Source organism: Paenibacillus sp. TCA20, from assembly GCF_000732325.1.
Classification (GTDB): domain Bacteria; phylum Bacillota; class Bacilli; order Paenibacillales; family Paenibacillaceae; genus Paenibacillus; species Paenibacillus urinalis.
Genome location: NZ_BBIW01000008.1, coordinates 135,652 through 160,603 on the forward strand (window position 1 = coordinate 135,652; position 24,952 = coordinate 160,603).

The window sequence follows — 24,952 nt, forward strand, 5'->3', positions numbered from 1 at the left end:
ATGAGTGACATACGGATGAATACAGACGTGATCTTGATTGGTGCCGGAGTCATGAGCGCTACCTTGGGTTCATTACTCAAAGAGCTGGCACCTGAATGGAAAATCAAAGTGTTTGAGAAGCTAGGAAGCGCAGGAGAGGAAAGCTCTAATGAATGGAACAATGCCGGCACAGGACATGCTGCTCTGTGCGAGCTCAACTATACTTCCGAGAAGCCTGACGGATCTATAGACATTAGCAAAGCGACGAAAATCAACGAACAATTTCAGCTATCTAAACAGTTCTGGTCTTATCTGGTCAAAAGCAACTTAATTCGTAATCCGCAGAAATTTATTATGCCCATCCCGCATATGAGTCTGGTACAAGGGGAGAAAAACGTATCTTATCTGAAGAATCGTTTTAAAGCGCTCTCACAGCATCCATTATTCCAAGGGATGGAGTTCTCTGATGACCCTGTACAGTTAAAGAAATGGGTACCGCTTATTATGGAAGGGCGCACATCCAATGAACCGATCGCAGCGACCAAAATTGACTCGGGGACAGATGTCAACTTTGGCGCTTTGACGCGCATGTTGTTTGATCACCTGAAGAGACAGGGTGTTGAGGTCCATTACAAGCACGGCGTAAAGGACTTGAAACGAACGAGTGACGGTCTGTGGCAAGTGAAGGTTCATAATCTAGACAGCAACAAAACAGAGCACCACACCGCGAAATTCGTATTTATTGGCGGCGGGGGCGGAAGCCTGCCGTTGCTGCAGAAGACAGGGATTCCTGAATCCAAGCATATTGGCGGCTTCCCGGTCAGCGGACTGTTCATGGTGTGTAACAACCCGGAAGTGGTGGAGAAGCATCATGCCAAAGTATACGGCAAAGCTAAGCTTGGAGCCCCTCCCATGTCTGTTCCGCATCTGGATACAAGATACATTGACGGCAAGAAGTCCTTGCTGTTTGGTCCGTTTGCGGGCTTTACACCTAAATTTTTGAAGACAGGGTCCTATTTTGATCTGATTGGTTCCGTCAAACCGAACAATATCCTGACGATGCTCTCGGCAGGTGTGAAGGAAATGGCGCTTACCAAATACTTGATTCAGCAGGTTATGCTGTCCAACGAGAAGCGGATGGAGGAGCTGCGCGAGTTCATTCCGAATGCGAAGACCGAGGACTGGGGAATCGTGGTGGCCGGTCAGCGTGTACAGGTCATCAAGGATACAGAGACCGGCGGCAGAGGAACACTCCAATTCGGAACAGAGGTGGTCAGTGCCTCGGACGGCTCCGTTGCTGCGCTGCTTGGGGCATCACCTGGCGCTTCCACGGCGGTGCATGTCATGCTGGAGGTATTAGAGAAGTGCTTCCCGCAGCAGATGAAGGGCTGGAAGCCGAAGATCAAGGAGATGATTCCTTCCTATGGCGTATCGCTGGTAGAGAATCGTGCGATGCTCCAAGAGATCTCTACATCAACATCCAAGCTATTAGGTCTCGGCAGTATCGAGCAGGCGCCTATCAAACCGTCTCCTATGAAGCTTAATGGAAGCATGTAGCTGCTGCTGTGCAGTATTCGGAATGTCTGTTTTATCATAAAATATAATATAGAGGCCTTGGATCCGAGCCTGGATTCAGGGCCTCTTGCATTGAGAGATCAAATGGTTCTAATCCACATTAATATGGAAAATGGTTTGATAAAAGACAGCTATTAAAATATAATTGACCCATACTTAGAATGATAATCGTTATCAATTGTCATGATAAGAATACTTTTAACACGAGGAATACATATGAGACTATGGATGTTAATAGCGGCAGCCGTAGTCCTGTCTTTTGTTTCGCTGTTTATTGGTGCGATTGATATTAACATCTTTGACTTGTTCAACGGTAATGCGGATAAGATGCACATTTTCCTTATCAGTCGGGTACCCCGCTTAATGGCAATCATACTGGCAGGCATCGGCATGAGTATCGCGGGATTGATTATGCAATCCTTAAGTCGTAACAAATTTGTATCACCCACAACAGCAGGCACGCTTGACGCAGCGAAGCTGGGAATCCTGATATCAATGCTCTTCTTTGCGAATGTAAGCTATACGTGGCAGGTCATTTTCTGCTTCGTCTTTGCACTTGCAGGTACTCTGGTATTTATGAGGATTTTGGATCGAATTAAGTTTAAGGATGTTATCTTCGTACCGCTTATCGGGATTATGTACGGTAATATTCTATCGTCGATCACAACCTTTTTCGCTTACGAAGGTGATTTGCTTCAGAATATCTCTTCATGGCTGATGGGCAGCTTCACCCTTGTTATTGCAGGGCGTTATGAGCTCTTATATCTGAGTGTTCCGGCTGTTATTCTGGCGTATTTATATGCCAACAAGTTTACGGTTGCAGGAATGGGTGAGGATTTTGCCAAGAATCTGGGTCTGAGCTACAAAACAGTGCTGAATATAGGACTTATCTTAGTTGCGATTATTGCTACAACTGTTGTGCTGACCGTTGGTGTTATACCGTTCTTGGGACTTATTGTTCCTAACATTGTGTCACTGTATCTGGGGGATAATCTGCGCAAAACCATTCCGCATACCGCAGCACTTGGTGTAGTATTCCTGTTGGCTTGTGATATTGTGGGGCGCATTGTAATTCATCCTTTTGAAATTCCAGTTAACGTAACGGTAGCGGTAATTGGCAGTGCGATCTTCTTATTTATGTTGTTTAGGGGGAGAGCATATGCAAAAAAATAGCACAAAGTTAATTCTACTAGGGGTTGTTGGGCTTGCATGTATTCTGCTCTATGCCTTCTATGACATAAAAGGCGGGTTTGATTATGCCTTCCCAAGACGCATGGTTCGCATCGGGGCAATGGTTGTAACAGGTATTGCTATCGCATATTCCACCGTTGTATTCCAGACCATTACACATAATCGGATTCTGACGCCGTCTGTTATGGGATTGGACTCTATGTATGAGGTCGTGCAGACCTTAATATATTTCTTTGCCGGCTCCATGTCGGTATGGGTGCTGAATAAGTACTTGAATTTTGGTGCGGCGATTGCTGCCATGGTTCTATTCGCACTTATCTTGTACCGGTTCCTGTTCAGGGCAGACAAGCATCCCATTTATTTGCTGCTATTAATAGGGATGATCCTGGGTACACTCCTCGGAAGCTTCGTCACCTTCTTGCAGGTATTGATTGATCCGGTAGAGTATTTAAGCCTTCAAAGCCGACTCTTTGCGAACTTTACCAACGTGAAGGATGACTTGTTATACGTTTCTATTGCGATTTTAGGTATAGCATTTATTTACGGGTACCGCATTATGCACAAGCTCGATGTCATGTCACTGGGCCGTGAGAATGCGATTAATCTAGGTGTTAACTATGATGGCATGGTGATGAGAGTGCTGATTCTGTCTTCGGTGCTGATTGCGACATCTACTGCGCTGGTCGGCCCAATCACGTTCTTTGGACTCATTGTGGCCAATCTCGCTTATCAATTTATAGTGACCTATAAACACTCTATATTGATCCTAGGGGCCAGCCTAATCAGTATAATCGCGCTGGTCGGCGGACAGTTCCTCGTCGAGCATATACTGGAGCTGCGCACCACACTGAGCGTCATCATAAACTTTGTCGGTGGAATTTACTTTATTTTCTTACTACTTAAAGAAAGCAGGGCGGCTGGAAGATGATCGAAATCAAAGGATTAACGAAGCGATTTGGCAAAAAGCCTGTTGTAGAGGATGTGTCGGTAACGATTGAATCAGGGCTGATCACATCGTTCATTGGTCCGAATGGTGCGGGTAAATCTACCCTGCTGTCCATGGTCAGCCGTTTGCTCGATTCGGATACAGGGGAAGTACTGATCGACCAAAATGATGTGAAGAAATGGAAGTCGAGTGAGTTTGCGAAGCGGGTATCCATACTGAAGCAGTCGAACTTTATTAATGTGCGATTGACGGTGCGTGAGCTGGTTTCCTTTGGACGCTACCCTTATTCAAAAGGGCGTCTTAATACGGAGGATGAGCAGTTCGTAGACCAAGCGATCGAATATATGAATCTTGCTGAAATGCAGGATAAGTATTTGGATGAATTGTCGGGCGGACAGAAGCAGCGGGCATTCATCGCCATGGTCATTGCACAGGATACGGACTATATTTTGCTGGATGAGCCACTGAACAACCTGGATATGAAGCACTCCGTTCAAATTATGAAAATACTTCGCAAGCTCGTTAATGAGCTGGGCAAAACGGTCATTATCGTGCTTCACGATATTAACTTTGCCTCCGTGTATTCTGACCGGATTGTGGCGCTTAAGGACGGCAAGCTGGTGAAGGACGGGCCGACACATGAAATTATTAATACCGAGGCACTGCGTGAGATCTACGATATGACGATTCCGGTTCAAGAGCAGAATGGTAACCGTATTTGTGTCTATTTTGATGCACAATCGTAAATGAAATAGAATTCCTGATCTATAGGCTGAGGAGCAGCTGTAACAGCTGAATTCTCAGTCTTTTTTTATGATGAGCGCTCTCTGATTGGGCAGCATAAAACGAGAAAAATTGAACATTTTATTAATTTTTATATAAGAAATTATGAAAACTTTGTAAAAAACGTTTGACTTATCATGCTTTAAAGCAATATAATGAGAATCGTTATCAACAATCTGATAATGATTATCATTCTAAATAAGAGAACGAAAAGGGGAGAGTAGTGATAATGAAAAAGTGGAAATTTACTTCTGCAATACTTGCCATCGCTTTGATGCTCGGAGCATGCGGCACAACGGAAGAAGGTAGTACAGCGGAAGGAACGAACGAAACAGCAGTCGTTGAGAATGAGACAACGGCAAGCGGTAATGAGGCAGCTGGTGAAGAAGCAACAGGTGAAGAGACTGCTGTAGAATCATCTACATATCCGCTAACCGTATCTCCTACGGTTGGTTCATCTGAAAGTGAAGAGAACGGAACGATCAACTTTGATGATGTTACTTTTGAAAAAATGCCGGAGAAAGTCGTTGTATTCGACTATGGCTTTTTAGATACATTGAATGCGCTTGGTGTTGAAGGAATCGTTGGGGTTGCTAAAGACTCCACTTTGCCCGCTCACCTTGAAAAATTTGCTTCTGATGACTACGTAAGTGTAGGCGGACTTAAGAGCCCGCTCTTGGAAGATATTGCAGAGCTTGAGCCAGACGTGATCTTCATCTCTGGTCGTCAATCTGCTTACTATGAAGAGCTGAAAGAAATTGCTCCTGTCCTCTTCGTGGGTACACAGCAGGATGACTACTGGAACACTTTCCTTGCTTCTGTTGACACTGCAGCCAAAATCTTTGGTAAAGAAGCAGAAGCTAAAGAGTACACTGCTAAATTCGATGCAGCTCTTGAAGAGATCAATACGCTGGCAGGCAGCTTTGAGACGTCCCTAGTGACAATGTACAATGAAGGTAACCTGTCTGGATTTGCCTCTGAATCTCGCTTTGGCTACATGTATGAAGTATACGGATTCAAGCCAGTAACAGAGGATATTGAATCTTCATCCCATGGTTCTAACTTCGGATTTGAAGCCATCCTGGAATTCAACCCTGATGTATTGTTCGTTATCGACCGTACCGCAGCTACAGGCGGCGAATCGAATATCGAAGCAGATATGGAGAATGACATCATCAAGAAAACAACGGCTTACCAGAACAATCGTGTCGTTTACCTCGACGGTCCACTATGGTACCTGAGCGGCGGCGGCTTGGAATCTGAGCTTGCTAAGATTGAAGAAGTATTGGCTGAATTGAAATAACACAAATGAACGAAGACTGCTACAGAGTAGGTTAGATCCTTATGTAGCAGTCTTTTTTTGTTACTATTTATGGTCATTTATATTTTTGTTAATAAATTCCGTTGATCTAAATTTATCGGCCAAACCCCGTGTAAAATTCCATTTAATGTAATATAATGGGCTTAACCTGAAGATCTGAACCTGATGATAAGGTAGATCATATGGATTATATAAGGTGGTGTTAACAAATAAGCTAATTAATCAACCTCAATTATTGAAGCGCTTAACTTTGTAGTTTGTAGTGCGGATTAAGTATGTAATGATGTCGCAGCATGATTGAACGTAATAGCCAAATTGAAGGAGGAATGAATTGTGGACAATCGTTTCGTAAAAAGAATGGTTAGTTTCTTTCTGATCTTAGTTATGGTTGGTGCTGCGGTATTATACCCGGCAGATAAGGGCTATGCGGCAACGGTATATGTTACGGATAACGGCACTTCCATTGTAGTCAATACAGGCTCAGGACTTGAGTATACCGTGAATAAGGATAATGGTGATATTACTTCGGCCAAGATGAATGGCACAGAGCTGAGCAGCTCAGGTGGCAAAGGGTCTCATATTGCTTCGGGTCTCGGATCAGCTGCAAATGTGACTTGGAGCAAATCTCCTTCGGGTTCTACGGTTCTGATTACTGTAGCTACCGATACATTAACCCACTATTATTCGTCTCGCGGCGGTGAGAATACGATCTATATGGCGACTTATGTGACAGCTCAGCCATCAGTGGGCGAGCTGCGCTATATTTTCCGTGGTAATGGAAACGTTCTCACGGGTGTGCCGGCGAATTCTAACAATCGAGGAACAACCGGTGCTATAGAGAGCCAGGATGTATTTGGACATTCGAATGGTCAGACAACCTCCAAATATTATGGTAATGATCAAGCCAAGGATTTAACGATTCGCGGAGCTACAGGGAATGGAGTCGGTGTCTTCATGGCATATGGCAATCGGGAGAAGAGCTCCGGCGGTCCATTTTTCCGTGATATTCAGTTCCAGAGCGGCGGCGATACTGAAATCTACAACTATATGAATTCCGGACATGCCCAGACAGAGAATTGGAGAATGGGGCTTCATGGACCTTATGCCTTGGTCTTTACAACAGGATCTACCCCGGCAGTACCTGACTTCAGCTGGATGTCGGGCCTTAATCTGCAGGGCTGGGTGTCCAGCCGAGGTAATGTAGTGCTTAATGGTCTATCCGGTATGGATTCAGCTTATACGTACACGATTGGCTTTGCGAATAGCAATGCCCAATACTGGGCAACGGCTTCTTCCAGTGGTTCTGCTTCGAAATACGGAATGATCCCTGGAACGTATACGATGACCGTATATAAAGGGGAACTCGCGGTATACACAGAGAATGTCACTGTGAACGCGAATGCAACGACCACGGTGAACACACGGACGATTAACAATGACCCAAGCGCTGCTTCTGCTATTTGGCGTATCGGGAATTGGGATGGTACACCGAGAGAACTCCTGAACGGACAGACCATTCCGGTGCGGCATCCCTCCGACAGTCGTAATCCAAGCTGGGGACCTGTAACGTATGCTGTCGGCGGTGCAACAAATAAATTCCCAGCGATTCAGTTCCGCGGAGAGAATTCTCCAACAACGGTTACCTTTAATCTGAATTCTTCACAGGCGGCCTCCGCTCATGTGCTGAAGATTGGGATCACGGCAGCTTACAATAATGGACGACCAAGTGTCACGATTAATGGAAATACGCTCAGCAACCCGGCGGCATCCTCGCAGCCTAATTCCCGCAGCTTTACGATTGGCACTTACCGGGGGAACAATGCGACCTTTACATGGAATATTCCAGCCTCCTACTTCAATAACGGCGCCAATACTTTGACCATAACGCCGATCAGCGGTTCCAGTGATTTGGGCAATTGGCTGAGCGCAGGCTGGGTCTATGATGCCGTCGAACTGTTGAATTAATCCATACGGTAACGGAATAAACCGGCTATTGCCCTATGCTTGTTGTAGGTGCAAAGCCGGTTTATTCATAAACAATCGTATGGATAAATGGATAGAGAAAGATCATTTTATGTTACATTATGTATAGAGCACTGTATGAAGCCCGAGATAATATTTGATGAGGAAGCTCACTACAACTTCAGAGACGGAGGGAATAGGATGAACGAGAAACGAAAGGACGAATTAGGAAGAAGGTTTTTGCTAAGCCCCTATATTTTAATAGATGAGTGCAATGAACTGGAAATACAAGAACTGATCTTTCTCATTCATTCAGGTAAACACCTCAAGACAAAAGAGGCAGCCCCAGCCAAGCAGCTGGATGATAGAATCAGCCTGTTATTTAACGTGCTGCACGAGAAAGTAAGAGACGCAGAAGCGTTATACATAGCCTATGAGAAGAAGACGAATTACCCTTACATTGATGCGGAGGATCGCATCTGGATGTTCTCAACAGAGGAATATGCATTGCATGCAGCCGATTATTTCATGCAGCAGCAGCTGATGCTGGAGATGAAGCGGGTTGGCAGGGAAGATCTGATGAAGATGTTTGGCGAGCTTCACATGCTTGGGCTGCGAAAAATACTCGTAGATAATGGGCAGTACCATACCTTGCTGGATCGGGATGAACTGCTGCCACCACCGGACTTTGGCGATACACCTGAGATTAATATTCCTGTAACCAATCCAGATTTGCAGCATGCCATTATTCGCTTCTTTCAATTCATTGGCACCAGACGGAGCGGAGAAGGAGCAAAACAGCTGGCCAAGGAATTTGAGGCCAAAATGCTGTATGAAGTGATTCGTGCCAAGTATCTAGTCCCGATGCAGCTGGAGGAAAAAGTGCCCTCTACGCTGGATGAGCAGGGCAGAAAGACAATCAAGGAAGGTGCGCGAATCCAATTTGCCGTACTGGGCGGCGAGGGCGATTCGAAATGGCTGCCAGTATTTACAGATTGGAAAGAATTTGAGAAGGCTTACGATAAGAAGGTGTGGAGCAGCAACATTGCTACATACGATGACATCGTGGCGATATCGGCAAGAATGAATGGAATTGTCGTGAATTGCAGGGGGATTCCAATTCCCATCCATGAGAAAAATAAACAGATGATTGAGGCGTACAGACAGGAGCTTGCTTCGGCTGCCGCTGAAGCCTCTAAGGAAGCACCAACCGAGGCTGTACAAGAGAGTAATACAGATGATATGCCAACCCAAGCACCTACTGACACTCCAGATCGAACTTCTGATGCAGTACCGGATGAGGTGTCGAGCCAAGGTCCGAATAATGCATCAGCAGGAGCACAAAATGATAGCCAAGCTGATCGCGAGACGGAGAGCAGCATGGACATTGGAGCTCAGAACGAAAGTGTAACCCCAAATGAGAGGAAGCATTCACCTTCTGCCGCGGCAACAGAGGAAGTGAAGGTTCCTCAAGGAACAACGCTGCGGATTGGTGAACCTAGTGAGGTGCCAGAACCTCTCGCCGACTCGTTAAAGGCCTGTCTGAAGAAGCAGAAGGGCGTTAAGAAAGCCTACTTAAAATGGATGGTAAAAGGAGAAGAACAAAGCTATCTCCTCATCGTCGATTTCGAGGGGAGTCAGGAGGAGCTGTTCAGAGACATTGCTCAAGCAGCCACGCCTCATCTGAACGGATCCTTGCTTGATATTACCGATAGCAATGGCTGGGCTGCAGAGCATGTCAGGGATGCGGAACCATTTTATAAGAAGAAACGGTTTGGATTTATTTGAGCTGAATAAACGATGGAAGAATTATAATTTAAAAAGAACGGAGCTGCGCTTTGAATGCAGCCCCGTTCTTTTTGTATAGATTCGTAAGGTCTTCGTATACTTCGCTGATACAATCCACCGGCTTGTAACGAAATGGAACTCAGCGGCGGCTTACGAATTTTTTGATATGATCCAATTTTAGTATTCGGTCTCCTCTAGACATCAGCTCCTGGTCACTAACGATCCATGTATGATCCTTGGAGCCCTTTCTTCGTACAGCAAAGAAGTGATAGGGATTCCCTGAATATATCTTGAAGCCTTTCTTGCGGCAAAGAGCGCAGAACTTCACACATTCGCCTTGTGTCTGGTCCGGAAAGCTTACGGTATCAAAAACTTCACGCTTCACGAGCAGTGTGGCTCCCTGCACCTGAGATACGTAGCATTCCGTGAGCTTGTGATATCGATGAAGCACGAGCTTACGGCTGCTCAAGTACATAAAATGAGCTCGCTTGCCCACAATGTCAGCTTGGGACTTCTGCAAGGTACGCATACTGTCGGCGAGATATCTTGGCGCATAGTAGTCGTCATCATCAAACTTTGCGATATAGGGATGCTTCGCCATCTGGACTCCATAATTCAGACAGTGCCCCAAGCTTACTTGCTCTGGTTGACTGTAAATTTTGATATTACGATATTGTTTAACCGCTGCTTTATACTCCTCGATCTTCAAATGATGGTGGTTCAAAATGATAATCAGCTCTTTATGCTTGTAGCGCTGCCTGAGAAAATTGTTAATTAAATTATCCATACAGTATCGTCTTTTTGTACAGGTGATGATCGACACCGCTTGTTTCGAAGAAAGCTCCTTCAGGGACACCGCCTACAACCCCTTTGGCTTGCGCTTAACGAATTTCTTGAAATGATGAACGCCGGGGATCTGTTTGTTATGGGCAATCATTTGCTCTTCATCAATGATCCAGGTATGTCCAGAAGAGTTCTTTCGGCGGATGGCAGCAAAGTTGAATCTGCCACCAGAATACACCTTGAAGCCTTTCTTTTTGCTGCGCAGACAAAATAGATCATCCTCTCCTACATTCTGATCGGGAAAGGATACCTGTGACAGTACCTTCCGTTTCATCATCAGCGTAGCTCCAGGCAGTATGGATACGGTTTTGTTCTCATCCTGTGGAAAGCGGAGGATCAAGGTTTTGGATCCCTTCAAGTACATGTAATGGGCCCGTTTACCGAGCACATCGGCTTTACTCTTGTGAAACGAGAGAAGGCCATCCGTGAGATAATGGGGAGCATAATAATCATCATCGTCAAACTTTGCAATGAAGTTGTACTTGGTCTTTTTGAATGCATAATTGAGGCAGGCACCAAGCGAGCGGCGCTCGGGAAGCCGAAAGACCTGCACATTCTTATACTTTTTGGCCTGGCGTTTATAAGGTTCCAGAGGAATTTGGTCATTATTGACGACGATAATCAGTTCCTTTTTAGCGTGAAGCTGCCTGCTGTAATTGAGAAACAGCTGTGACAGATAGCTGCCTCGGTTCGTGCAGGTGATGATGGATACCCCTTGCTTTTTTATGAGATGCTCTAGTCTTCTGCTCACCGGATCACTCCTCTCTATACTAGAGAATTAGAATCTTTCACTAACTTAGGATATGTAAATGAAAGATTAGGAGAAACGGTGATTGTCCATTTATGGGCCGCACATTCGAAGATATATTCATGATTCATAGAGATGCTGATGTTCATTAAAGAGCTTGATTGCAGATTGTGCTCCTTGAATGGCTTCAAGCAGAGACTCAGTGAGGCGATCAGTTACTGATACAATATCCTCATCATCCGAAGGGGAATTAAGGATGGTAATAACATCTGTAGGTCGCTGGTCCAGCTTGCGAAGCAAACGGAGAATGGCTTGGAGAGAGTAGTGGGCGCTTCTTAGTCCCCGAATAATTTGCAGCCTGGATAATTCTTTTTCCCCATAAATACGGTGTCCGTTCTCAAGTCGCGGGATCACAATCAGTCCATTGCGTTCCCAGTTTCTTAACGCTTCTGTCGTAACCCCTAATATATGAGCTGCTTCTGTTCGCGAGTAAGTCTTGTCTCCATCTGGAATACCCTCATGCAGCCATTTCTCCACGGCTTCTGCAGCGAGCAGAGCATGCTGATATTCACTTTTTAGATGGGATAGATATTCGTGAGTCAGACTTAACGCCTGTGCGAATTGTTCTTTCCCAGAAGTGGTAACAATCTCTCTTGCTTTATTACGGATGTCACCTTGTACAATCTCGCATTGAAACAGAATTCGCGCAATCTTCATCTGAAAGAGATGAATGTCTGAGTATACACGGTACCCATTGGTAAGCCGAGGAACAGGAGAGATGTATCCCCATTCCTCATAGACTCTTACCGTATTGGGATGCACAGAGGCGAGAGAGGCAATCTCTGAGGTCTTGTACAACGGATAACGACCTACTTCCATCTAAAATATCGGATCGTGATCCCCATAGAGAGGATGATACACATTCCTAGAATTCCAATGTGCAGGAGACTGTTTGAGAGATCGGCTCCTGTACTTACGTCCTTTAATAAATGAATGCCATGGGCAAGCGGAAACACATCCATTCCCCATTGCAGAAAAGATGGCATAATCTCATACGGAATGGTTGCTCCTGAGAATAACAGCATCGAGAAGTAGGCTGCTGAGCTCCAGAGGTTGGCGGACTTGGTATCCCGAACAAGGCTGCCAATCAGTGTGCCAATACTGAACATGGATATAAGAACATATAAATAAGATATCAGGAACAACGGCCAGGAGCCCTGAAGTTCATAGCCAAACGCAAAGAGGTAAACGAGTGTAACGCCAATAAATGAAATGACAGCTGCGATCATCTGAACAAGTCCTTGAGCAATGACAATCTGAAGAGGGGATACCGGTGTAACCTGCAGCCTCTGCAGAATTCCCCGGTGACGATAATCGGCAAGCGTCAGGGACAAGCCCATCACCCCGGTTGCCAGTATACCAATCGTTATGACCGAGGCGTACGACAGATCAAAGTTGGACGCACCGCTCCCAGCACTGTCTTTACTCAATGTATAGCCAAATATAGACCCAAGTATAATGGGGAATAAAATCCCGAAGATGAGAATGTCGATACTCTTCCAGACGAGCTTTGCTTCAATTTTAAAGAATGTCATAAATGAATTCATCAGTAGATGTCCCCCTCTGTTCCTGCGAAATGTAAATATGCCTCTTCTAATGATTGCGTACCGCTGAGCTCAAGCGCTTCAGGTATCGTCCCTTGAAATACGGTATTTCCTTTATGAAGAATAAGGATTTCATCGCACAGGATCTCCACCTCATCCATGTAGTGTGAAGTAAGAACCATTGCCATCCCTTGTTGTTTCATATCCAGCAGTCGATTCCAGAGCATGCGGCGTGCTCGAGTATCCAGACCTGTCGTCAGCTCATCAAGAAATACCAGCTTAGGCTGGTGAATGAGCGCAAGAAGAACAGCGAGTCTTTGCCGTTCCCCACCGGAGAGTGTTTTGACGAGCTGATCTGATTTGTCCTCGAGTCCAAATATACGTAGTAACTCGTTGATATCTGCCGTTTGCTGGTATAAGCTCTTCCACTGGCGGCATGAGTCCTGAACGGTTATGTTTTCCTGAAACTGCGTAGATTGCAGCTGGACACCAACCTCTTGAAAAACATGCTTCCTCTCCTTGATCGGGGATTTGCCTAGAATGGCGAGCTCGTCATACTGGCTCTTCTCCATGCCTAGAACAGCGGAAATGGTTGAAGATTTACCGGCACCGTTAGCTCCGAGCAGCCCAAGCACCTTGCCTGATTCAAGTTCGAAGCTGATATGATTGACGGCTAGAGCAGAGCCGTAGGTAACAGATAAATTTTTGACGTTTAGTACCATTGAAGTGCCTCCTTCGTTTTTGGGTGAGAAGCAACTATATCAGACGAAGCGGAGGGTGGTGTCATATTGGAGGGTTGGACAGCAGGAGAACACACCAGGGGATGGAATTGTAATATGAGGAGTGCCTGATTCACAACATATGGGAGGTCGATTAGGATGGCAAAGCAATTCTCGGCTTTACTGCCAGAGCATGTTGAATTTATTGGAAAACAGCATCTGTTCTTTGTAGGTTCGGCGGCTCTATCACCAGATGGGCATGTCAATCTTTCACCCAAGGGCTATGATACGTTTCGTGTGCTGTCCGAGAATCAAGTCGCTTATCTCGATCTGACCGGAAGCGGCAGCGAGACGAGCGCACATATCAAGGAAAATGGGCGGGTAACCATCATGTTCTGTGCATTCGAGGGCCCGCCTAATATATTGCGGCTGTATGGAACGGGAACCGTGGTGCTGCACGGGACGAAGGAATGGGAGGAGTTATATCCCAAGTTTGATCCGCTTCCCGGATCAAGGCAGATTATCCTCGTCGACGTACATAAAGTGCAGACTTCCTGCGGCTACTCTATTCCGTTCATGGCATATGAGAAGGAAAGAGATACACTCCAAAGATGGGCCGACCAAAAAGGAGAAGCAGGACTGAAGAGCTACTGGGAGCAGAAAAACAGCGCAAGCATTGACGGTTTGCCAACTCCGCTTGGAATCCAGCTTAATAAGTGAGCAATAATAAGGAGTGGAGTCATGAAAGAAAATCCGAATCTGCAAGTATATCAGCTATCTGATGTTTCAAATTTAAAGGTTCACGGCCGAACAACGGGCAGGCTCGCACCGCTCACTTTATTTTGGACAGGGAGTGGCATTGAACTAAACAGCATAGGCTCCGAGCTTGGCTCGAAGTCGAAGTGGACTACAGTCAGCATGAACAGTGGATCTCGATTCTGATCAACGGGGTACCGGCAACAAGACAGATGCTCACGCACGGCAGGTACTGGATCTGTTTATTCAGAGGGATGAATGATCGTACGGTCAAAAATGTACGAGTTATCAAGGAGGTTCAGGCTATGAGCGCCGATCCTGATGCCTTGCTGCAATTTCACGCGGTCAAAAGCGATGGACAGTTTATGCCTGTTCCCGAGAGCAGTGTGAAGCTGGAATTTATCGGCGACAGCATCACTTCCGGGGAGGGAGCTATTGGCGCAAAATTAGAGCAGGACTGGATTCCGATGTGGTTTAGCGCGGTAAGCAATTACTGCAGGGTGACAGCCGCCGCGCTCGATGATGCGGAATACCGGATCCTGTCCCAGAGCGGCTGGGGTGTGCTCACAAGCTGGGATAACAATCCGAAGGCGAGCATGCCGCAGTACTACGAGCAGGTGTGCGGACTGCTGTCAGGAGAGCGAAACCGGGAGCTGGGTGCGCAGGAGCCGAACGATTTTGCCGCATGGCAGCCGGATGTCATTGTGGTCAATCTGGGTACGAATGATGGCGGTGCCTTTCATTCTCCTGAATGGAGAGATGAAGCAGGAGGAGCGACCCACAAACAGCGGTTAAATTCGGACGGTACCTATCATGAAGAGGATCTGCGGGCGTTCGAGAACGCGGTAGAGCAGTTTCTCGTCAACCTTCGGAAGAATAATAAGGAGGCTCATATCGTATGGGCCTACGGTATGCTCGGAACACCGATGATGCCGGCCATTTATCGGGGAGTGGATGCTTACCTGTCGAGATCGGCCGATCGGAAGGTGTCTGTGTTCCAGATGCCGAACATGACGGAAGCGACCATGGGCGCGAGAAGTCATCCCGGTGCGTTGGCTCACGAGGAAGCCGCTACAGCATTAGCAGGTTATATTAGAGGCATTCTTCCATCTAAATAACAGGATATATACAAACAGGCCATCTCCCGGATATCGGGAAACGGCCTGTTCTGATGCATACCGGCTTAAACCAATAGCTTTATTTTTTAAAAATGCCAAATGCTCGTCCCACAGGCAGGAAGGTCCGTCCAAAGTGCGTATTAAGCACAGCAGCGCCCGCTCCATACAAGGATAGAAGTCCGATACCCATCTCTGCATAGGCTGCCAGCGTGTGGAAGACGTGAGGAGCAATGCCGAAGGCATCCAGCGTCAAGCCGAGGAAGAGCAGATCGATCAGTACGAAAATAAAGAACAGCACTTTATGTGTCTCCATAGCTCCAATAGTCATAAATAAGCTGAAGATCAAATAGCCGGCAAAAGCAAAGCCCAGTTGTCTGCCATCTGCTGCACCTGCAAGCTCCTCCCCGAACACGCCCATGTTCGTCAGCCAGCTGGCAGCTGTAGCAAACCAGAAGAAGGCATAAGCTCCAAAGGCGGTCATGCCGAAGGTGTTATTGTGCTTGGCGTCCAGCATGCTTGCGAACAATTGAGCGAAGGCTCCTAGAAAAATAGCCCATGGGATAACCAGGCTGAGGCCCTCGGTCAAGCCCAGCTTCTGCGAAGAAGCAACCAGTGTAACAATAGCCAGGCCGAATAGGCCGATACCGCTCGGATCAGCCGTTACAATCTTAACTTGAGTCGATGATGCATTTGACATGTTGTTTGTTAATGCCTCCAGTAATCTAATATAGGTGCATTCATTTCATTAATTTCTGAAAATTATGAAAAAAATCATGCTGAATCATTTTAGCGCATCAAGACATTTTAATCTACTACAAATATTACATAAAATCGAAGAAATACCGGATAAAGTGAAACAGCACCGGCGAAGTGTAGGTTAAGCTGTCAATTTGACTGAGATAGCCTTTCTTCGGTGCCTCCAGCTTGTCGCCTCCGAGCAGCAGGTCCCGCTTTAGCACGGAGATCGTTAAGCTGCCGAAGAATCCGCTGAGGCTGATCAGCATACCTGTAATTAGGCCAAACTTCAAATCGAACGGCGTCAGGTGAGGATAGGCAAAATAAGCAGCAGCTGTCGTCACGAGAAACGCGCAGGCAAACCCCTCCCAGGTTAAATAGGGATTGGATGTGGGTACGATTTTTCGCTTGCCAAAATATAGAGACGCTAAATAATGAACGACATCACCCAGCTGTGTCAGCAGCACGAGATACAAGACGATTCCAGCTCCATACTCGGGCGCAGCGAACTGATAATAGGCCAGGTGACTGAGACCGAATACCATCAGCATAAGCCCCCACTGGGTAGAGCTGACGCTGCGTACAAATCCGATCGTGCCTTTGTTAATCAGCCGCGGAAGCGGAAGGAACAGGAACACATAGACGGGGATAAAAATAATAAACATGCCGTACCAGCCAATGTAAATCCAATAGAACTGCACCGGAATCGACAAATAGGCCCACAGAAACAGTCGGCGGTCTGCCTTCCTCGTCTTGATCATAGAGAAGTATTCCCGCAGGGAGAAGAAACATAGAACCATCAGCGATAAGAGCGAAACCGCTGGAGTGAACAGGGTAGCCAGACAGAAGATAAAGAACATGCCCCACCAAGTCTTGATCCGCTGGCCGATCGCCTTGTAGTCCTTGTCAGGCTGAACCCTGCCGATGATATGATAGATAATATGGATTGCAACTAACAACGTAAGAATAACGACAAGCGTATGTATAGAACTGCTCAATGTGTTTTCACCAACTTCTTCTTATTCTAGGGCTATTATGAATGAAAACTACGGATAGAAGACCTTGATTATTCGAAAATTCCACCATTAGGATCATATGTTATTATGAAGGAATAGGTCAATCTTGATAAGGGGAAATTTGAAAAATGGAAGCTTCACGCTCAGTTTATATATTGCTTACGAATACAGGGACACTCTTTACGAAAATGATCCAGAGCTATACGAGGGCCCCTTATAATCATGCCTCCATTTCATTTGATCGGGAGCTCTCGGAGCTGTACAGCTTCGGCAGGAAGCATCCGAATAATCCACTGAATGGCGGATTCGTCAAGGAGGATATCAAGACGGGTACGTTCAGCAAATATCCCGATACGACATGTGTGCTGTATGAGCTTAGGGTCACAGACCGGGAAGTAGTGAAGATGAAGAGAGTGCTGCAGATCTTTATTCGCAGTCATCGTAAATATATTTACAATATCCTCGGGGTGATTGGCATTACGTTAAAAGAGCCGGTCGAATTCAGCAACTCTTATTTCTGCTCCCAGTTTGTCGCTGAAATCTTGCAGCGGTCCGGAATCAAGCTGTGGAATAAGCTGCCTGCACTAGTGACACCGGAGGATTTTCGCCAGTGTGACCGGCTGAAGCTGATCTATGAGGGCAAGCTGAGCGAGTACGAACCTGATCATGTGTAAAATCTAGCAAAATATCTTTATCCACTCGGCCACCGGCTGCATATGCTATAGAAACTTACAGCACTCAGGAGAAAGCAGGGATGTACTGTGCCCGCCAAGCGACAGCAGCAGAAGCGGCTGGAGCGGCGCCAGCTTCCACAGCAGAAGAAGCAGCTGCCACAGCCGAATAAGCGGAATAACTCCAAAAAGTCCCCGCGGAAGAGGCAGCAGGGCCAGCAAAATCAGGCTAATGAGCAGTCTGAGCAGATCCAGCAGGATATTAATGTACAGCTTGCGATATATACATGGCTGCAGGCGATCGGCACGAACATTACAGCGATTGGACAGACCAAGATTCTATCCAGAAGCACGGAGGTACAAGACGAGGGACAGAATCTCGTGGTTATAGGAAACATTATTCAGTCCATCGCCAATGCAGTTCAAACCGAGCTCACTTTGCAGCAAACCCCCTTTGTTACGAACAAGAGCGCCAACAACTGGAATGCCTTCGGTAGCCTGCTGCAATCCATAGGGAATTCAATTCAGGCGATTGCAACAGAAGCATCGGACTAAGAAACACACATGATTATAGGAAGATAAAGAGCATAGCACTAGTAGGAAGCAGGCGGATGATTAGTCCGTCTGTTTTTTTGCGGGAAAGTTATTGACGCCATATGGTAAATAAAGTTAGAATACAAATGTTAACTCAATTATTCAGTAATTAATATTATTGTTAATTATATGTGATAACGGAGGTGAACAGTTCCTGTACAGCGGCTATCGATGGTCTAGTCTTAATTGTCAGCAATCCCGCAAGTAATCGAGCGATACAGCTATATTAATGAAGGAGGATATGCATGAAGAGAATGATGAAGAAAGTTACGGCCACGCTTCTCACATTTACGATGCTACTGCCTGGCGCCGCATTCGCTGACTCCAGCCAGAAGGAAGATGTGAGTGGTCATTGGGCGAAGGAGCAACTCAGCACCTGGATCGACAGCGGTCTGATGCAAGGATATCCGGATGGGTCCTACAAGCCAAACCAGCCGATCACACGGGCTGAACTTGCGACACTGATTAATCGTACGTTCAACTTGGTTGAGGTGAACAGCAGCAGTAAGTTCTCCGATCTGTCGGTGCAAGATCCTTTTTATCAAGAAATATTGAAAGCGGTTGCGAACGGTTATATGAACGGATATGCAGACGGTACAATCAAGCCGGACAGCTATGTTTCCCGTCAAGAAGCGGCGGTGATGCTGGGTAAGGCTTATGGGCTGCCGCTGCAATCTGCTCTTGGGTCTTCTGCACTTTCCGATGTGAAAGGGCTTCCAGACTGGAGCCGGTCTTATGTAAATACGCTTGTTAATGAGGGCTATGTGAAGGGCTATACGAACGGCACCTTTGGCCCAGAACGCGAGATTACGAGAGCGGAGGCTGTAACCCTCCTTCAGAACATTTCAGGACAGGTCATCAATAAATCAGGAACCTACAGCAACATTACATCCCGTAATGTGGTCATTAATCAGCCGGGTGTGACGCTTGAGGATACGACCATTGAAGGAAATCTCTATCTGACTCAAGGGATTGCAGATGGAGATGTGGTGCTTAACAATGTCACTGTCAAAGGTCAGGTTATCGCTAGCGGCGGTGGCGAGAATACCGTACATCTGCAGGACTCTGCCATTCGTGAGCTGCTGGTGAACAAGCTGAACGGCAATATTCGCTTGCTTGCTACAGGAAGTACGAACATCGACAAGACCTATGTTCTTTCCGGTGCATCAATTGAAGAACAGGACTTAACCGGTGCCGGCTTCTTAAATGTCGCACTGCGAGCGGAGCTGCCACTGGATGCAGTCGTTCGATTGAGCGGGGAGTTTGAGCGGGTCGAAGTGGATGCAGAGAATCAGCCTACGATTGACCTGATTAAGGGTCTGATCAAGCAAATCATTCTGAATCAACCGGCAGCGCTTCAGGTTGGTGAGGGAGCGGTCATTGATAAGGTAGAAATCCATGTCGAGGGCTCCATTCAGGTAACAGGAAAAGGAAAGGTTAATTCCAAGGATGACCGCATTGTTCATGATCGCGGTGACGAAACAACGGGTGGGAATCCGAGCCCGGATCCAAATCCAGGATCGGACTCAAGTGATCCATCGACCCCTACGACTCCTACGCCAGAAGAACCGGGTCAGGAAGCTCCTGCTTTTACGAACGTATCTGTACATGATCCTTCTATTATTAAAGAGGAAGATACCTATTATGTATTCGGTTCGCATATTGAAGCTGCCAAATCAGATGATTTGATGAACTGGTCTACCTTTACGAACGGCTATACGACTCCAGGTAACAAGCTGTATGGCGATTTGTCCGAGAACCTTGCAGGCTCATTTGCATGGGCGGGTGAGAATGACTCAGACAGTAAAGGCGGATTCTCAGTCTGGGCACCTGATGTGTACTGGAATGAGGACTATATCAATGAGGACGGAACGACAGGTGCCTACATGATGTATTACAGTGCGTCATCGACGTATATCCGCTCCGCCATTGGTATCGCGGTATCGCAAAACATTGAAGGTCCATACACCTATGTTGACACGATTGTATACTCTGGATTTACCAAGAATGATGCAAAAGATGCAGACAGTCAGGTTAACAAGAAATGGACGAATACCAACATTCAAGGTCTTGTTGACAGCGAAGTGCTGGCAGGGCCGAACCCGAATTGGTTCAAGGCAGACGGTGCCTACGATAATGCACAATACCCGAATGCCATTGATGCTACCTTGTTCAAGGATGAAGACGGAAGACTGTGGATGCTTACGGTTCCTGGTCAGGCGGTATTTTCCTGCTGGAGCTTGATCCAGAGACAGGCAGAGCGATCTATCCGGGAGAAGACGGGAAGACCTCTGATGGACGTATGATCGACCGTTACTTCGGAATCAAAATCGCAGGCGGACATACCAAATCAGGCGAAGGTCCATTCATCGTATATGATGAAGCCTCCGGCTACTATTACTTGACCGTTTCCTATGGCTGGCTTGGAGCAAACGGTGGATATAACATCCGGCAGTTTAGAGCAGAGAACCCAGAAGGCCCTTACCTCGATGCAGCTGGAAATGACGCTGTGCTGCCAGCGGGCACGGAGAACGAGCAAATTGGAATTAAGCTTATTGGTAACTTCCTGTTCGAGAGAGAGATTGGTGAGGCTGGAACCGGAAGCGGTTATGGATACGTATCGGCAGGACACAATTCGGTCTTCTACGATGAAGAGCTGGATAAGCATTTCTTGTTCTTCCATACTCGATTCCCGCAAAAAGGGGAGGCACATGAGCTGCGTGTCCATCAAATGTTTATGAATAAGGACGGCTGGCCTGTTGTTGCCCCGCATCGCTACTCGGGTGAAACACTTGAAGAAGTAGCAGAAGAAGAAATTGCAGGAGAGTATAAATTCGTCAACCATGGACTTGCCTATTCAGGAGATATTGTCAGCTCTGTGAATATCGTTCTGAACGAGGATCATACGGTATCCGGCGATGTATATGGAACATGGACTCTTGTTGATGACTACGAAGCGCAAATTACTATTGATGATGTGACTTATGACGGCGTATTTATATCCCAGTGGGATGGGATGACGAAGCGGGAGACGATGAATTTTACAGCCATCTCTGAAGCTGGCGAAACGGTATGGGGAATCCAGCAGCCGGACAAGTCAGATGAGCAGGTCGTTCAGGATGTACAGCAGGCGCTGACGCTCGGCAATACATCTAATGTAAGCTCCCGTCTGACGCTTCCAACAGAAGCGGCACGAAACACAACGATTACATGGACGACTTCAGATCCAAGTGTAATTACTGCGGAAGGAGAAGTATTCCCTCCTGAGGTAGGTGAAGAGAATCTAACAGCTGTACTGACGGCTACCATCACCAAAGGTGACGCATCACGCACGAAAGATTTCAATATTACAGTCACACCGATTGATGTGACATTTGGCTTGTCTGCACAGTATTCCTTTGAAGAGAATCTTGCCGCATCGGTTGGCGAATTCGGAGAGGGCACAATCACCGGAAATCGCATTAACAATGAAGGCGGAGCGATTACTTATGAGGCAGGAGTACAAGGGAAGTCCGCTGTATTTGACGGGAATTCAGGCATCAAGCTGCCCAATGGATTAATCGAAGGAAACGAATATTCGGTGTCCATGTGGCTGAACCCAGCACAGACAACACAGTATACAACGGCCTTCTTCGGAGGCTCGGATAAGAGCTGGATCAGCTTCGTTCCCCATGGAGGCGATGGGAATACGATGCTCTGGTCCGGGGAGAGCTGGTACGATGCATCAACAGGCTCCCGAATTCGAACCAATCAATGGCATCACGTAGCCTTCTCCGTCAATGGTGAATTTGTTAAAGTGTTCGTTAATGGAGAAGAAGCTTACTCCGGAACAGGATTTCCTCATGTATTTACGACGAGTGAAGGCGTGTTTAGTCTTGGTGTGAATTTCTGGGATACGCCGTTCAAAGGGAAAATAGATGAGCTTAAAATTTATGATGTGGCCATTACAGCCGAGGTTGCTGCGAAGCTTGCCGAAGACCTGCCGCCGCGTGAAGAAGGACCTGCAGAGCTGCAAGCGCAGTATTCCTTCGAAGAGAATTTGGCAGACACTGTCGGTAACTTTGAAGCAGGAACCGTGATTGGTAACAATATCGATACTCCAGACGGTGGGAACATCACTTACCAGGACGGGGCAGAAGGGAAAGCAGCCGTATTTGATGGCAAGTCGGGCGTAAGACTGCCGAATGGGCTTATATCCAGTGACAGCTACTCTGTAACGATGTGGGTATATGCGGATGAGCTGCCAGGCGTGAATACGACCACTTTCTTTGGAGCGCTGTCGAATGCAAGCTGGTTTAGTCTAAAGCCGGCAGGTCCTGAGGGTAAGTCCATGCTCTGGTCTAATTCCAAAGGAGCCTGGTACGATGGAGTAACAGGCGCTAAGCTTCCATTAAGTGAGTGGACTCATTTGGCCTTCACGGTCGCTGGCGATCAGGTCAACGTATATGTTAACGGGGAAGAAAAATTTGCAGGTTCAGGCTTCCCGGACATCTTCCTTGACAATACAGGAACCTTCAGTCTGGCTGTGAATTGGTGGGACCCCCCGTTCAAAGGCATGATGGATGAGCTGAGAATATATCAAGGTGCCATTAGTGCAGAAGAGGTACAGGAGCTTGCAACAACATCGGCAGTGAACTAACACAGCAGGTGGATCAAGCAGGAATAACACAATAAGGGCAGGCGAACGATAAGTTCGTCTGTTCTTTTTTTGCTGGGCTATTCGACGTATGGCATAAATCCTCATATTTAAGAGCTTCTTAGGCAAATATATAAAAATGTGGTTGTCTGGCTGCAGTTCGTCTTAAGCTCGAACCAACAAAGTTCGACTATATTTGACAAAACTGTGACAGAGGAGTATAATAACAATTAGTTAGTAACTCACTTCAACATACTTACTTTTATATACAAAGGAGTCCTGAATCATGTCTGAATTGAACGGAAAAGTTATTGTCGTTACAGGTGGAGCAAGCGGTATCGGCAGAGAAGCTTCCTTGCAGTTGTCGGCCAAAGGGGCAACGATTGTTGTAGCTGATTATAATGAAGAAGGTGCCAAGCAAGTCGTATCCGAGATTGAAGCGCAGGGCGGTACAGCGGCTGCGTACAAAGTAGACGTGTCCAATGGCGATGAGATCAAAGCGTTGATCGACTTTACAGCTGAGAAATTCGGAACCTTCAGCGGTATTTTCAACAATGCGGGTATTGGACTGGTTAAACCGTTCCTTGAGATGGACCCGGCGTCCTATCACCGTGTAATTGATGTTGACCAGCACAGCGTATATTACGGTATGTATTATGGAGCTAAGAAAATGGTTGAGCTTGGCGTCAAAGGTACCATCGTGAATACAGCTTCCATCTACGGAACCATTGCTGCTGTCGGCAGCTTCAACTATAACGCAGCCAAAGCGGCTGTTGTGATGATGTCCAAATCTGGTGCACTTGAGCTGGCAGAGCATGGGATCCGTGTAGTGGGTGTTGCTCCTGGCTTTATTAATACGCCGATTCTTGGGGAAGATGAAGCAGCGAAGAAATTCCTGGCCGAGCAGCATATGCGCGGTGAGCTGATTGAACCGGAAAAAGTAGCAAGCGCTGTAACCTTCCTGTTTACCGATGCTGCTTCTGCCATTAACGGAACAACGCTTCCAGTGGATGATGGTTTCCTGAGCTTCAAAACAAAATAATTGCCGTATTTGAATACTGACTTGCACACGAATCGGTGTATAGACGTTTAAAGCGTTTATGCACCGATTTTTTCATAAGAGCAGGACACACGAACTATACATCGATTCCGTTTCCTCGTGTTTATATCATTCGTTCGCTATAATCTCTAATGAAAGCTCTAGCTTCCTCTTTTTTCACAGAATATATGAATGGACAGGTGATAAGATGACAAAGACCATTGTACAAAAGCTGAATTTACATAACTTTACCCGCAAGGCCGTGCTGAATTTGCCTGCTGACATCGATTATTTTGCAGAGCTCGGAGACTACGATCATGAGCTGGCAGAGAGTAAATATGATCTGATCTTTGCCTTTGTGCTAGATATGGAGCAGATGAAGTCACAGGTGATTAGGGTGATCGAAGAGGATCTGCTGGAAGAGAAGGGTTACCTGTATTTTGCTTATCCCAAAAAGGGCAACAAGGTTTACGCTACCTACATTCACCGTGATGAGATCTTGGGAGGAATAGGGGCAGACGAAGACGGCTATGTAGGGACAAGCAGTATTAAATTTGCCCGCATGGTGGGTATGGATGACGTATTTACCGTGGTAGGGCTGAAGAAGGAACAGCGGAAGAGCAAGGAGTCCTCCAAGGCAAGCCAGAGAGTAGACGATTATGTCGCCATGATCCCAAATGTGGAGCAGGATTTGCAGAACGAGCCGGAGCTGCTCGCCTTCTATTATACCCTTACACCTGGATATCAGAAGGACTGGGCGCGCTACGTATATAGTGCCAAGCAGGAAGCAACGAGGGAGAAACGGCGTGAAGAGATGAAGATGATTCTCGGAAAAGGGTACAAGAGCCGCGAGCTGTACCGCCAGGAGCAAGGGTAGATATTCGGATAAAATAGTACTTGATAAATCAGCCATTCGACCTCAGAATAT

At 46.6% G+C, this 24,952-nt stretch carries 21 protein-coding genes and 3 pseudogenes; 17 read left to right on the forward strand and 7 right to left on the reverse strand.

Translation table 11 applies throughout. The annotated features are described in order from the left end of the window. The 7 genes from TCA2_RS16230 (at window position 1) to TCA2_RS27235 (ending at window position 9,545) form a co-directional block, all read left to right on the forward strand. Window positions 1-1,536: a malate:quinone oxidoreductase gene (locus TCA2_RS16230; protein ID WP_047912651.1), complete on the forward strand. Its 1,536-nt coding sequence runs from the start codon at window positions 1-3 to the stop codon at window positions 1,534-1,536. A 234-nt stretch (window positions 1,537-1,770) separates the two neighbouring features. Then, window positions 1,771-2,727, forward strand: a complete 957-nt coding sequence (locus TCA2_RS16235; RefSeq protein WP_047912652.1) for an ABC transporter permease — start codon at window positions 1,771-1,773, stop codon at window positions 2,725-2,727. Beyond that, on the forward strand, window positions 2,714-3,673 hold the full coding sequence (locus tag TCA2_RS16240) for an iron chelate uptake ABC transporter family permease subunit (RefSeq protein WP_047912653.1): 960 nt from the start codon (window positions 2,714-2,716) through the stop codon (window positions 3,671-3,673). The genes TCA2_RS16235 and TCA2_RS16240 overlap by 14 nt, the downstream gene beginning before the upstream one ends. Beyond that, window positions 3,670-4,437, forward strand: a complete 768-nt coding sequence (locus TCA2_RS16245; protein ID WP_047912654.1) for an ABC transporter ATP-binding protein — start codon at window positions 3,670-3,672, stop codon at window positions 4,435-4,437. Before TCA2_RS16240 ends, TCA2_RS16245 begins: the two co-directional genes overlap by 4 nt. A gap of 266 nt (window positions 4,438-4,703) precedes the next feature. Further along, entirely contained in the window at window positions 4,704-5,777 is a 1,074-nt protein-coding gene (locus tag TCA2_RS16250) for a siderophore ABC transporter substrate-binding protein (RefSeq protein ID WP_047912655.1), read from the forward strand. A 351-nt stretch (window positions 5,778-6,128) separates the two neighbouring features. Beyond that, window positions 6,129-7,760 (forward strand): rhamnogalacturonan lyase B N-terminal domain-containing protein, encoded by a 1,632-nt coding sequence (locus TCA2_RS16255; RefSeq protein ID WP_238546419.1) that lies wholly within the window; start codon window positions 6,129-6,131, stop codon window positions 7,758-7,760. A gap of 198 nt (window positions 7,761-7,958) precedes the next feature. Further along, window positions 7,959-9,545 carry an enhanced serine sensitivity protein SseB gene (locus tag TCA2_RS27235; protein WP_193746065.1) on the forward strand — a complete coding sequence of 529 codons (1,587 nt, stop codon included), beginning with the start codon at window positions 7,959-7,961 and terminating at the stop codon, window positions 9,543-9,545. 139 nt (window positions 9,546-9,684) lie between these two features. On the opposite strand, the gene TCA2_RS16265 is transcribed toward TCA2_RS27235, so the two are convergent. From TCA2_RS16265 to TCA2_RS16285, 5 genes are all read right to left on the reverse strand, one after another. Beyond that, window positions 9,685-10,401 (reverse strand): glycosyltransferase family 2 protein, encoded by a 717-nt coding sequence (locus TCA2_RS16265; protein WP_047912656.1) that lies wholly within the window; start codon window positions 10,399-10,401, stop codon window positions 9,685-9,687. A 3-nt stretch (window positions 10,402-10,404) separates the two neighbouring features. Further along, a complete protein-coding gene (locus tag TCA2_RS16270) occupies window positions 10,405-11,139 on the reverse strand; it encodes a glycosyltransferase family 2 protein (protein WP_047912657.1) in 735 nt (244 codons plus the stop codon). Between the two features lie 117 nt (window positions 11,140-11,256). Further along, window positions 11,257-12,015: a MerR family transcriptional regulator gene (locus TCA2_RS16275; protein ID WP_047912658.1), complete on the reverse strand. Its 759-nt coding sequence runs from the start codon at window positions 12,013-12,015 to the stop codon at window positions 11,257-11,259. Next, complete coding sequence (locus TCA2_RS16280; protein WP_047912659.1) at window positions 12,006-12,743, reverse strand: ABC transporter permease; 738 nt, start codon at window positions 12,741-12,743, stop codon at window positions 12,006-12,008. Before TCA2_RS16280 ends, TCA2_RS16275 begins: the two co-directional genes overlap by 10 nt. After that, the gene (locus TCA2_RS16285) at window positions 12,743-13,462 is read right to left on the reverse strand and encodes an ABC transporter ATP-binding protein (protein ID WP_047912660.1); all 720 of its coding nucleotides are present in this window, start codon (window positions 13,460-13,462) and stop codon (window positions 12,743-12,745) included. The genes TCA2_RS16280 and TCA2_RS16285 overlap by 1 nt, the downstream gene beginning before the upstream one ends. A 156-nt stretch (window positions 13,463-13,618) precedes the next feature. On the opposite strand from TCA2_RS16285, the gene TCA2_RS16290 reads away from it, so the two are divergent. The 3 genes from TCA2_RS16290 (at window position 13,619) to TCA2_RS16295 (ending at window position 15,333) form a co-directional block, all read left to right on the forward strand. Further along, window positions 13,619-14,179 carry a pyridoxamine 5'-phosphate oxidase family protein gene (locus tag TCA2_RS16290; protein ID WP_047912661.1) on the forward strand — a complete coding sequence of 187 codons (561 nt, stop codon included), beginning with the start codon at window positions 13,619-13,621 and terminating at the stop codon, window positions 14,177-14,179. 21 nt (window positions 14,180-14,200) lie between these two features. Next, entirely contained in the window at window positions 14,201-14,401 is a 201-nt protein-coding gene (locus TCA2_RS27650; RefSeq protein WP_238546420.1) for a hypothetical protein, read from the forward strand. A 119-nt stretch (window positions 14,402-14,520) separates the two neighbouring features. Continuing rightward, a complete protein-coding gene (locus TCA2_RS16295) occupies window positions 14,521-15,333 on the forward strand; it encodes an SGNH/GDSL hydrolase family protein (protein ID WP_238546421.1) in 813 nt (270 codons plus the stop codon). Between the two features lie 79 nt (window positions 15,334-15,412). Here the strand turns inward: TCA2_RS16295 and TCA2_RS16300 are convergent, their stop codons facing one another. Together TCA2_RS16300 and TCA2_RS16305 are read right to left on the reverse strand one after the other, a co-directional pair. After that, window positions 15,413-16,030 (reverse strand): acetate uptake transporter family protein, encoded by a 618-nt coding sequence (locus TCA2_RS16300; RefSeq protein WP_047912662.1) that lies wholly within the window; start codon window positions 16,028-16,030, stop codon window positions 15,413-15,415. Window positions 16,031-16,154: 124 nt separating this feature from the next. After that, window positions 16,155-17,066, reverse strand: coding sequence for a phosphatidate cytidylyltransferase (locus tag TCA2_RS16305; protein ID WP_047912663.1), 912 nt, complete (start codon window positions 17,064-17,066; stop codon window positions 16,155-16,157). Between the two features lie 146 nt (window positions 17,067-17,212). On the opposite strand from TCA2_RS16305, the gene TCA2_RS16310 reads away from it, so the two are divergent. From TCA2_RS16310 to TCA2_RS16330, 7 genes and pseudogenes are all read left to right on the forward strand, one after another. Further along, window positions 17,213-17,758, forward strand: coding sequence for a hypothetical protein (locus tag TCA2_RS16310; protein WP_047912664.1), 546 nt, complete (start codon window positions 17,213-17,215; stop codon window positions 17,756-17,758). Window positions 17,759-17,845: 87 nt separating this feature from the next. Then, window positions 17,846-18,310 (forward strand): hypothetical protein, encoded by a 465-nt coding sequence (locus TCA2_RS16315; protein WP_238546422.1) that lies wholly within the window; start codon window positions 17,846-17,848, stop codon window positions 18,308-18,310. Window positions 18,311-18,642: 332 nt separating this feature from the next. Further along, window positions 18,643-19,161: pseudogene (locus tag TCA2_RS27655) on the forward strand (S-layer homology domain-containing protein); the annotation flags it as partial. A 645-nt stretch (window positions 19,162-19,806) separates the two neighbouring features. Continuing rightward, window positions 19,807-22,325 (forward strand): annotated as a pseudogene (locus tag TCA2_RS16320) (LamG-like jellyroll fold domain-containing protein); the annotation flags it as partial. A gap of 192 nt (window positions 22,326-22,517) precedes the next feature. After that, a pseudogene (locus TCA2_RS27660) lies at window positions 22,518-22,988 on the forward strand (LamG domain-containing protein); the annotation flags it as partial. Window positions 22,989-23,271: 283 nt separating this feature from the next. Then, the gene (locus TCA2_RS16325) at window positions 23,272-24,027 is read left to right on the forward strand and encodes an SDR family NAD(P)-dependent oxidoreductase (protein ID WP_047912665.1); all 756 of its coding nucleotides are present in this window, start codon (window positions 23,272-23,274) and stop codon (window positions 24,025-24,027) included. Window positions 24,028-24,232: 205 nt separating this feature from the next. Next, entirely contained in the window at window positions 24,233-24,901 is a 669-nt protein-coding gene (locus TCA2_RS16330) for a YdeI/OmpD-associated family protein (RefSeq protein WP_047912666.1), read from the forward strand. Window positions 24,902-24,952: the final 51 nt, after the last annotated feature.

Excerpts from the sequence above, each read along its gene's own strand:
- TCA2_RS16235 (WP_047912652.1), top strand. The coding sequence starts at position 1,771 with ATGAGACTATGGATGTTAATAGCGGCAGCCGTAGTCCTGTCTTTTGTT.
- TCA2_RS16285 (WP_047912660.1), bottom strand. The coding sequence starts at position 13,462 with ATGGTACTAAACGTCAAAAATTTATCTGTTACCTACGGCTCTGCTCTA.
- TCA2_RS16325 (WP_047912665.1), top strand. The coding sequence starts at position 23,272 with ATGTCTGAATTGAACGGAAAAGTTATTGTCGTTACAGGTGGAGCAAGC.
- TCA2_RS16250 (WP_047912655.1), top strand. The coding sequence starts at position 4,704 with ATGAAAAAGTGGAAATTTACTTCTGCAATACTTGCCATCGCTTTGATG.
- TCA2_RS16245 (WP_047912654.1), top strand. The coding sequence starts at position 3,670 with ATGATCGAAATCAAAGGATTAACGAAGCGATTTGGCAAAAAGCCTGTT.
- TCA2_RS27235 (WP_193746065.1), top strand. The coding sequence starts at position 7,959 with ATGAACGAGAAACGAAAGGACGAATTAGGAAGAAGGTTTTTGCTAAGC.
- TCA2_RS16230 (WP_047912651.1), top strand. The coding sequence starts at position 1 with ATGAGTGACATACGGATGAATACAGACGTGATCTTGATTGGTGCCGGA.
- TCA2_RS27650 (WP_238546420.1), top strand. The coding sequence starts at position 14,201 with ATGAAAGAAAATCCGAATCTGCAAGTATATCAGCTATCTGATGTTTCA.
- TCA2_RS16295 (WP_238546421.1), top strand. The coding sequence starts at position 14,521 with ATGAGCGCCGATCCTGATGCCTTGCTGCAATTTCACGCGGTCAAAAGC.
- TCA2_RS16330 (WP_047912666.1), top strand. The coding sequence starts at position 24,233 with ATGACAAAGACCATTGTACAAAAGCTGAATTTACATAACTTTACCCGC.
- TCA2_RS16310 (WP_047912664.1), top strand. The coding sequence starts at position 17,213 with ATGGAAGCTTCACGCTCAGTTTATATATTGCTTACGAATACAGGGACA.
- TCA2_RS16290 (WP_047912661.1), top strand. The coding sequence starts at position 13,619 with ATGGCAAAGCAATTCTCGGCTTTACTGCCAGAGCATGTTGAATTTATT.
- TCA2_RS16240 (WP_047912653.1), top strand. The coding sequence starts at position 2,714 with ATGCAAAAAAATAGCACAAAGTTAATTCTACTAGGGGTTGTTGGGCTT.
- TCA2_RS16280 (WP_047912659.1), bottom strand. The coding sequence starts at position 12,743 with ATGAATTCATTTATGACATTCTTTAAAATTGAAGCAAAGCTCGTCTGG.
- TCA2_RS16275 (WP_047912658.1), bottom strand. The coding sequence starts at position 12,015 with ATGGAAGTAGGTCGTTATCCGTTGTACAAGACCTCAGAGATTGCCTCT.
- TCA2_RS16300 (WP_047912662.1), bottom strand. The coding sequence starts at position 16,030 with ATGTCAAATGCATCATCGACTCAAGTTAAGATTGTAACGGCTGATCCG.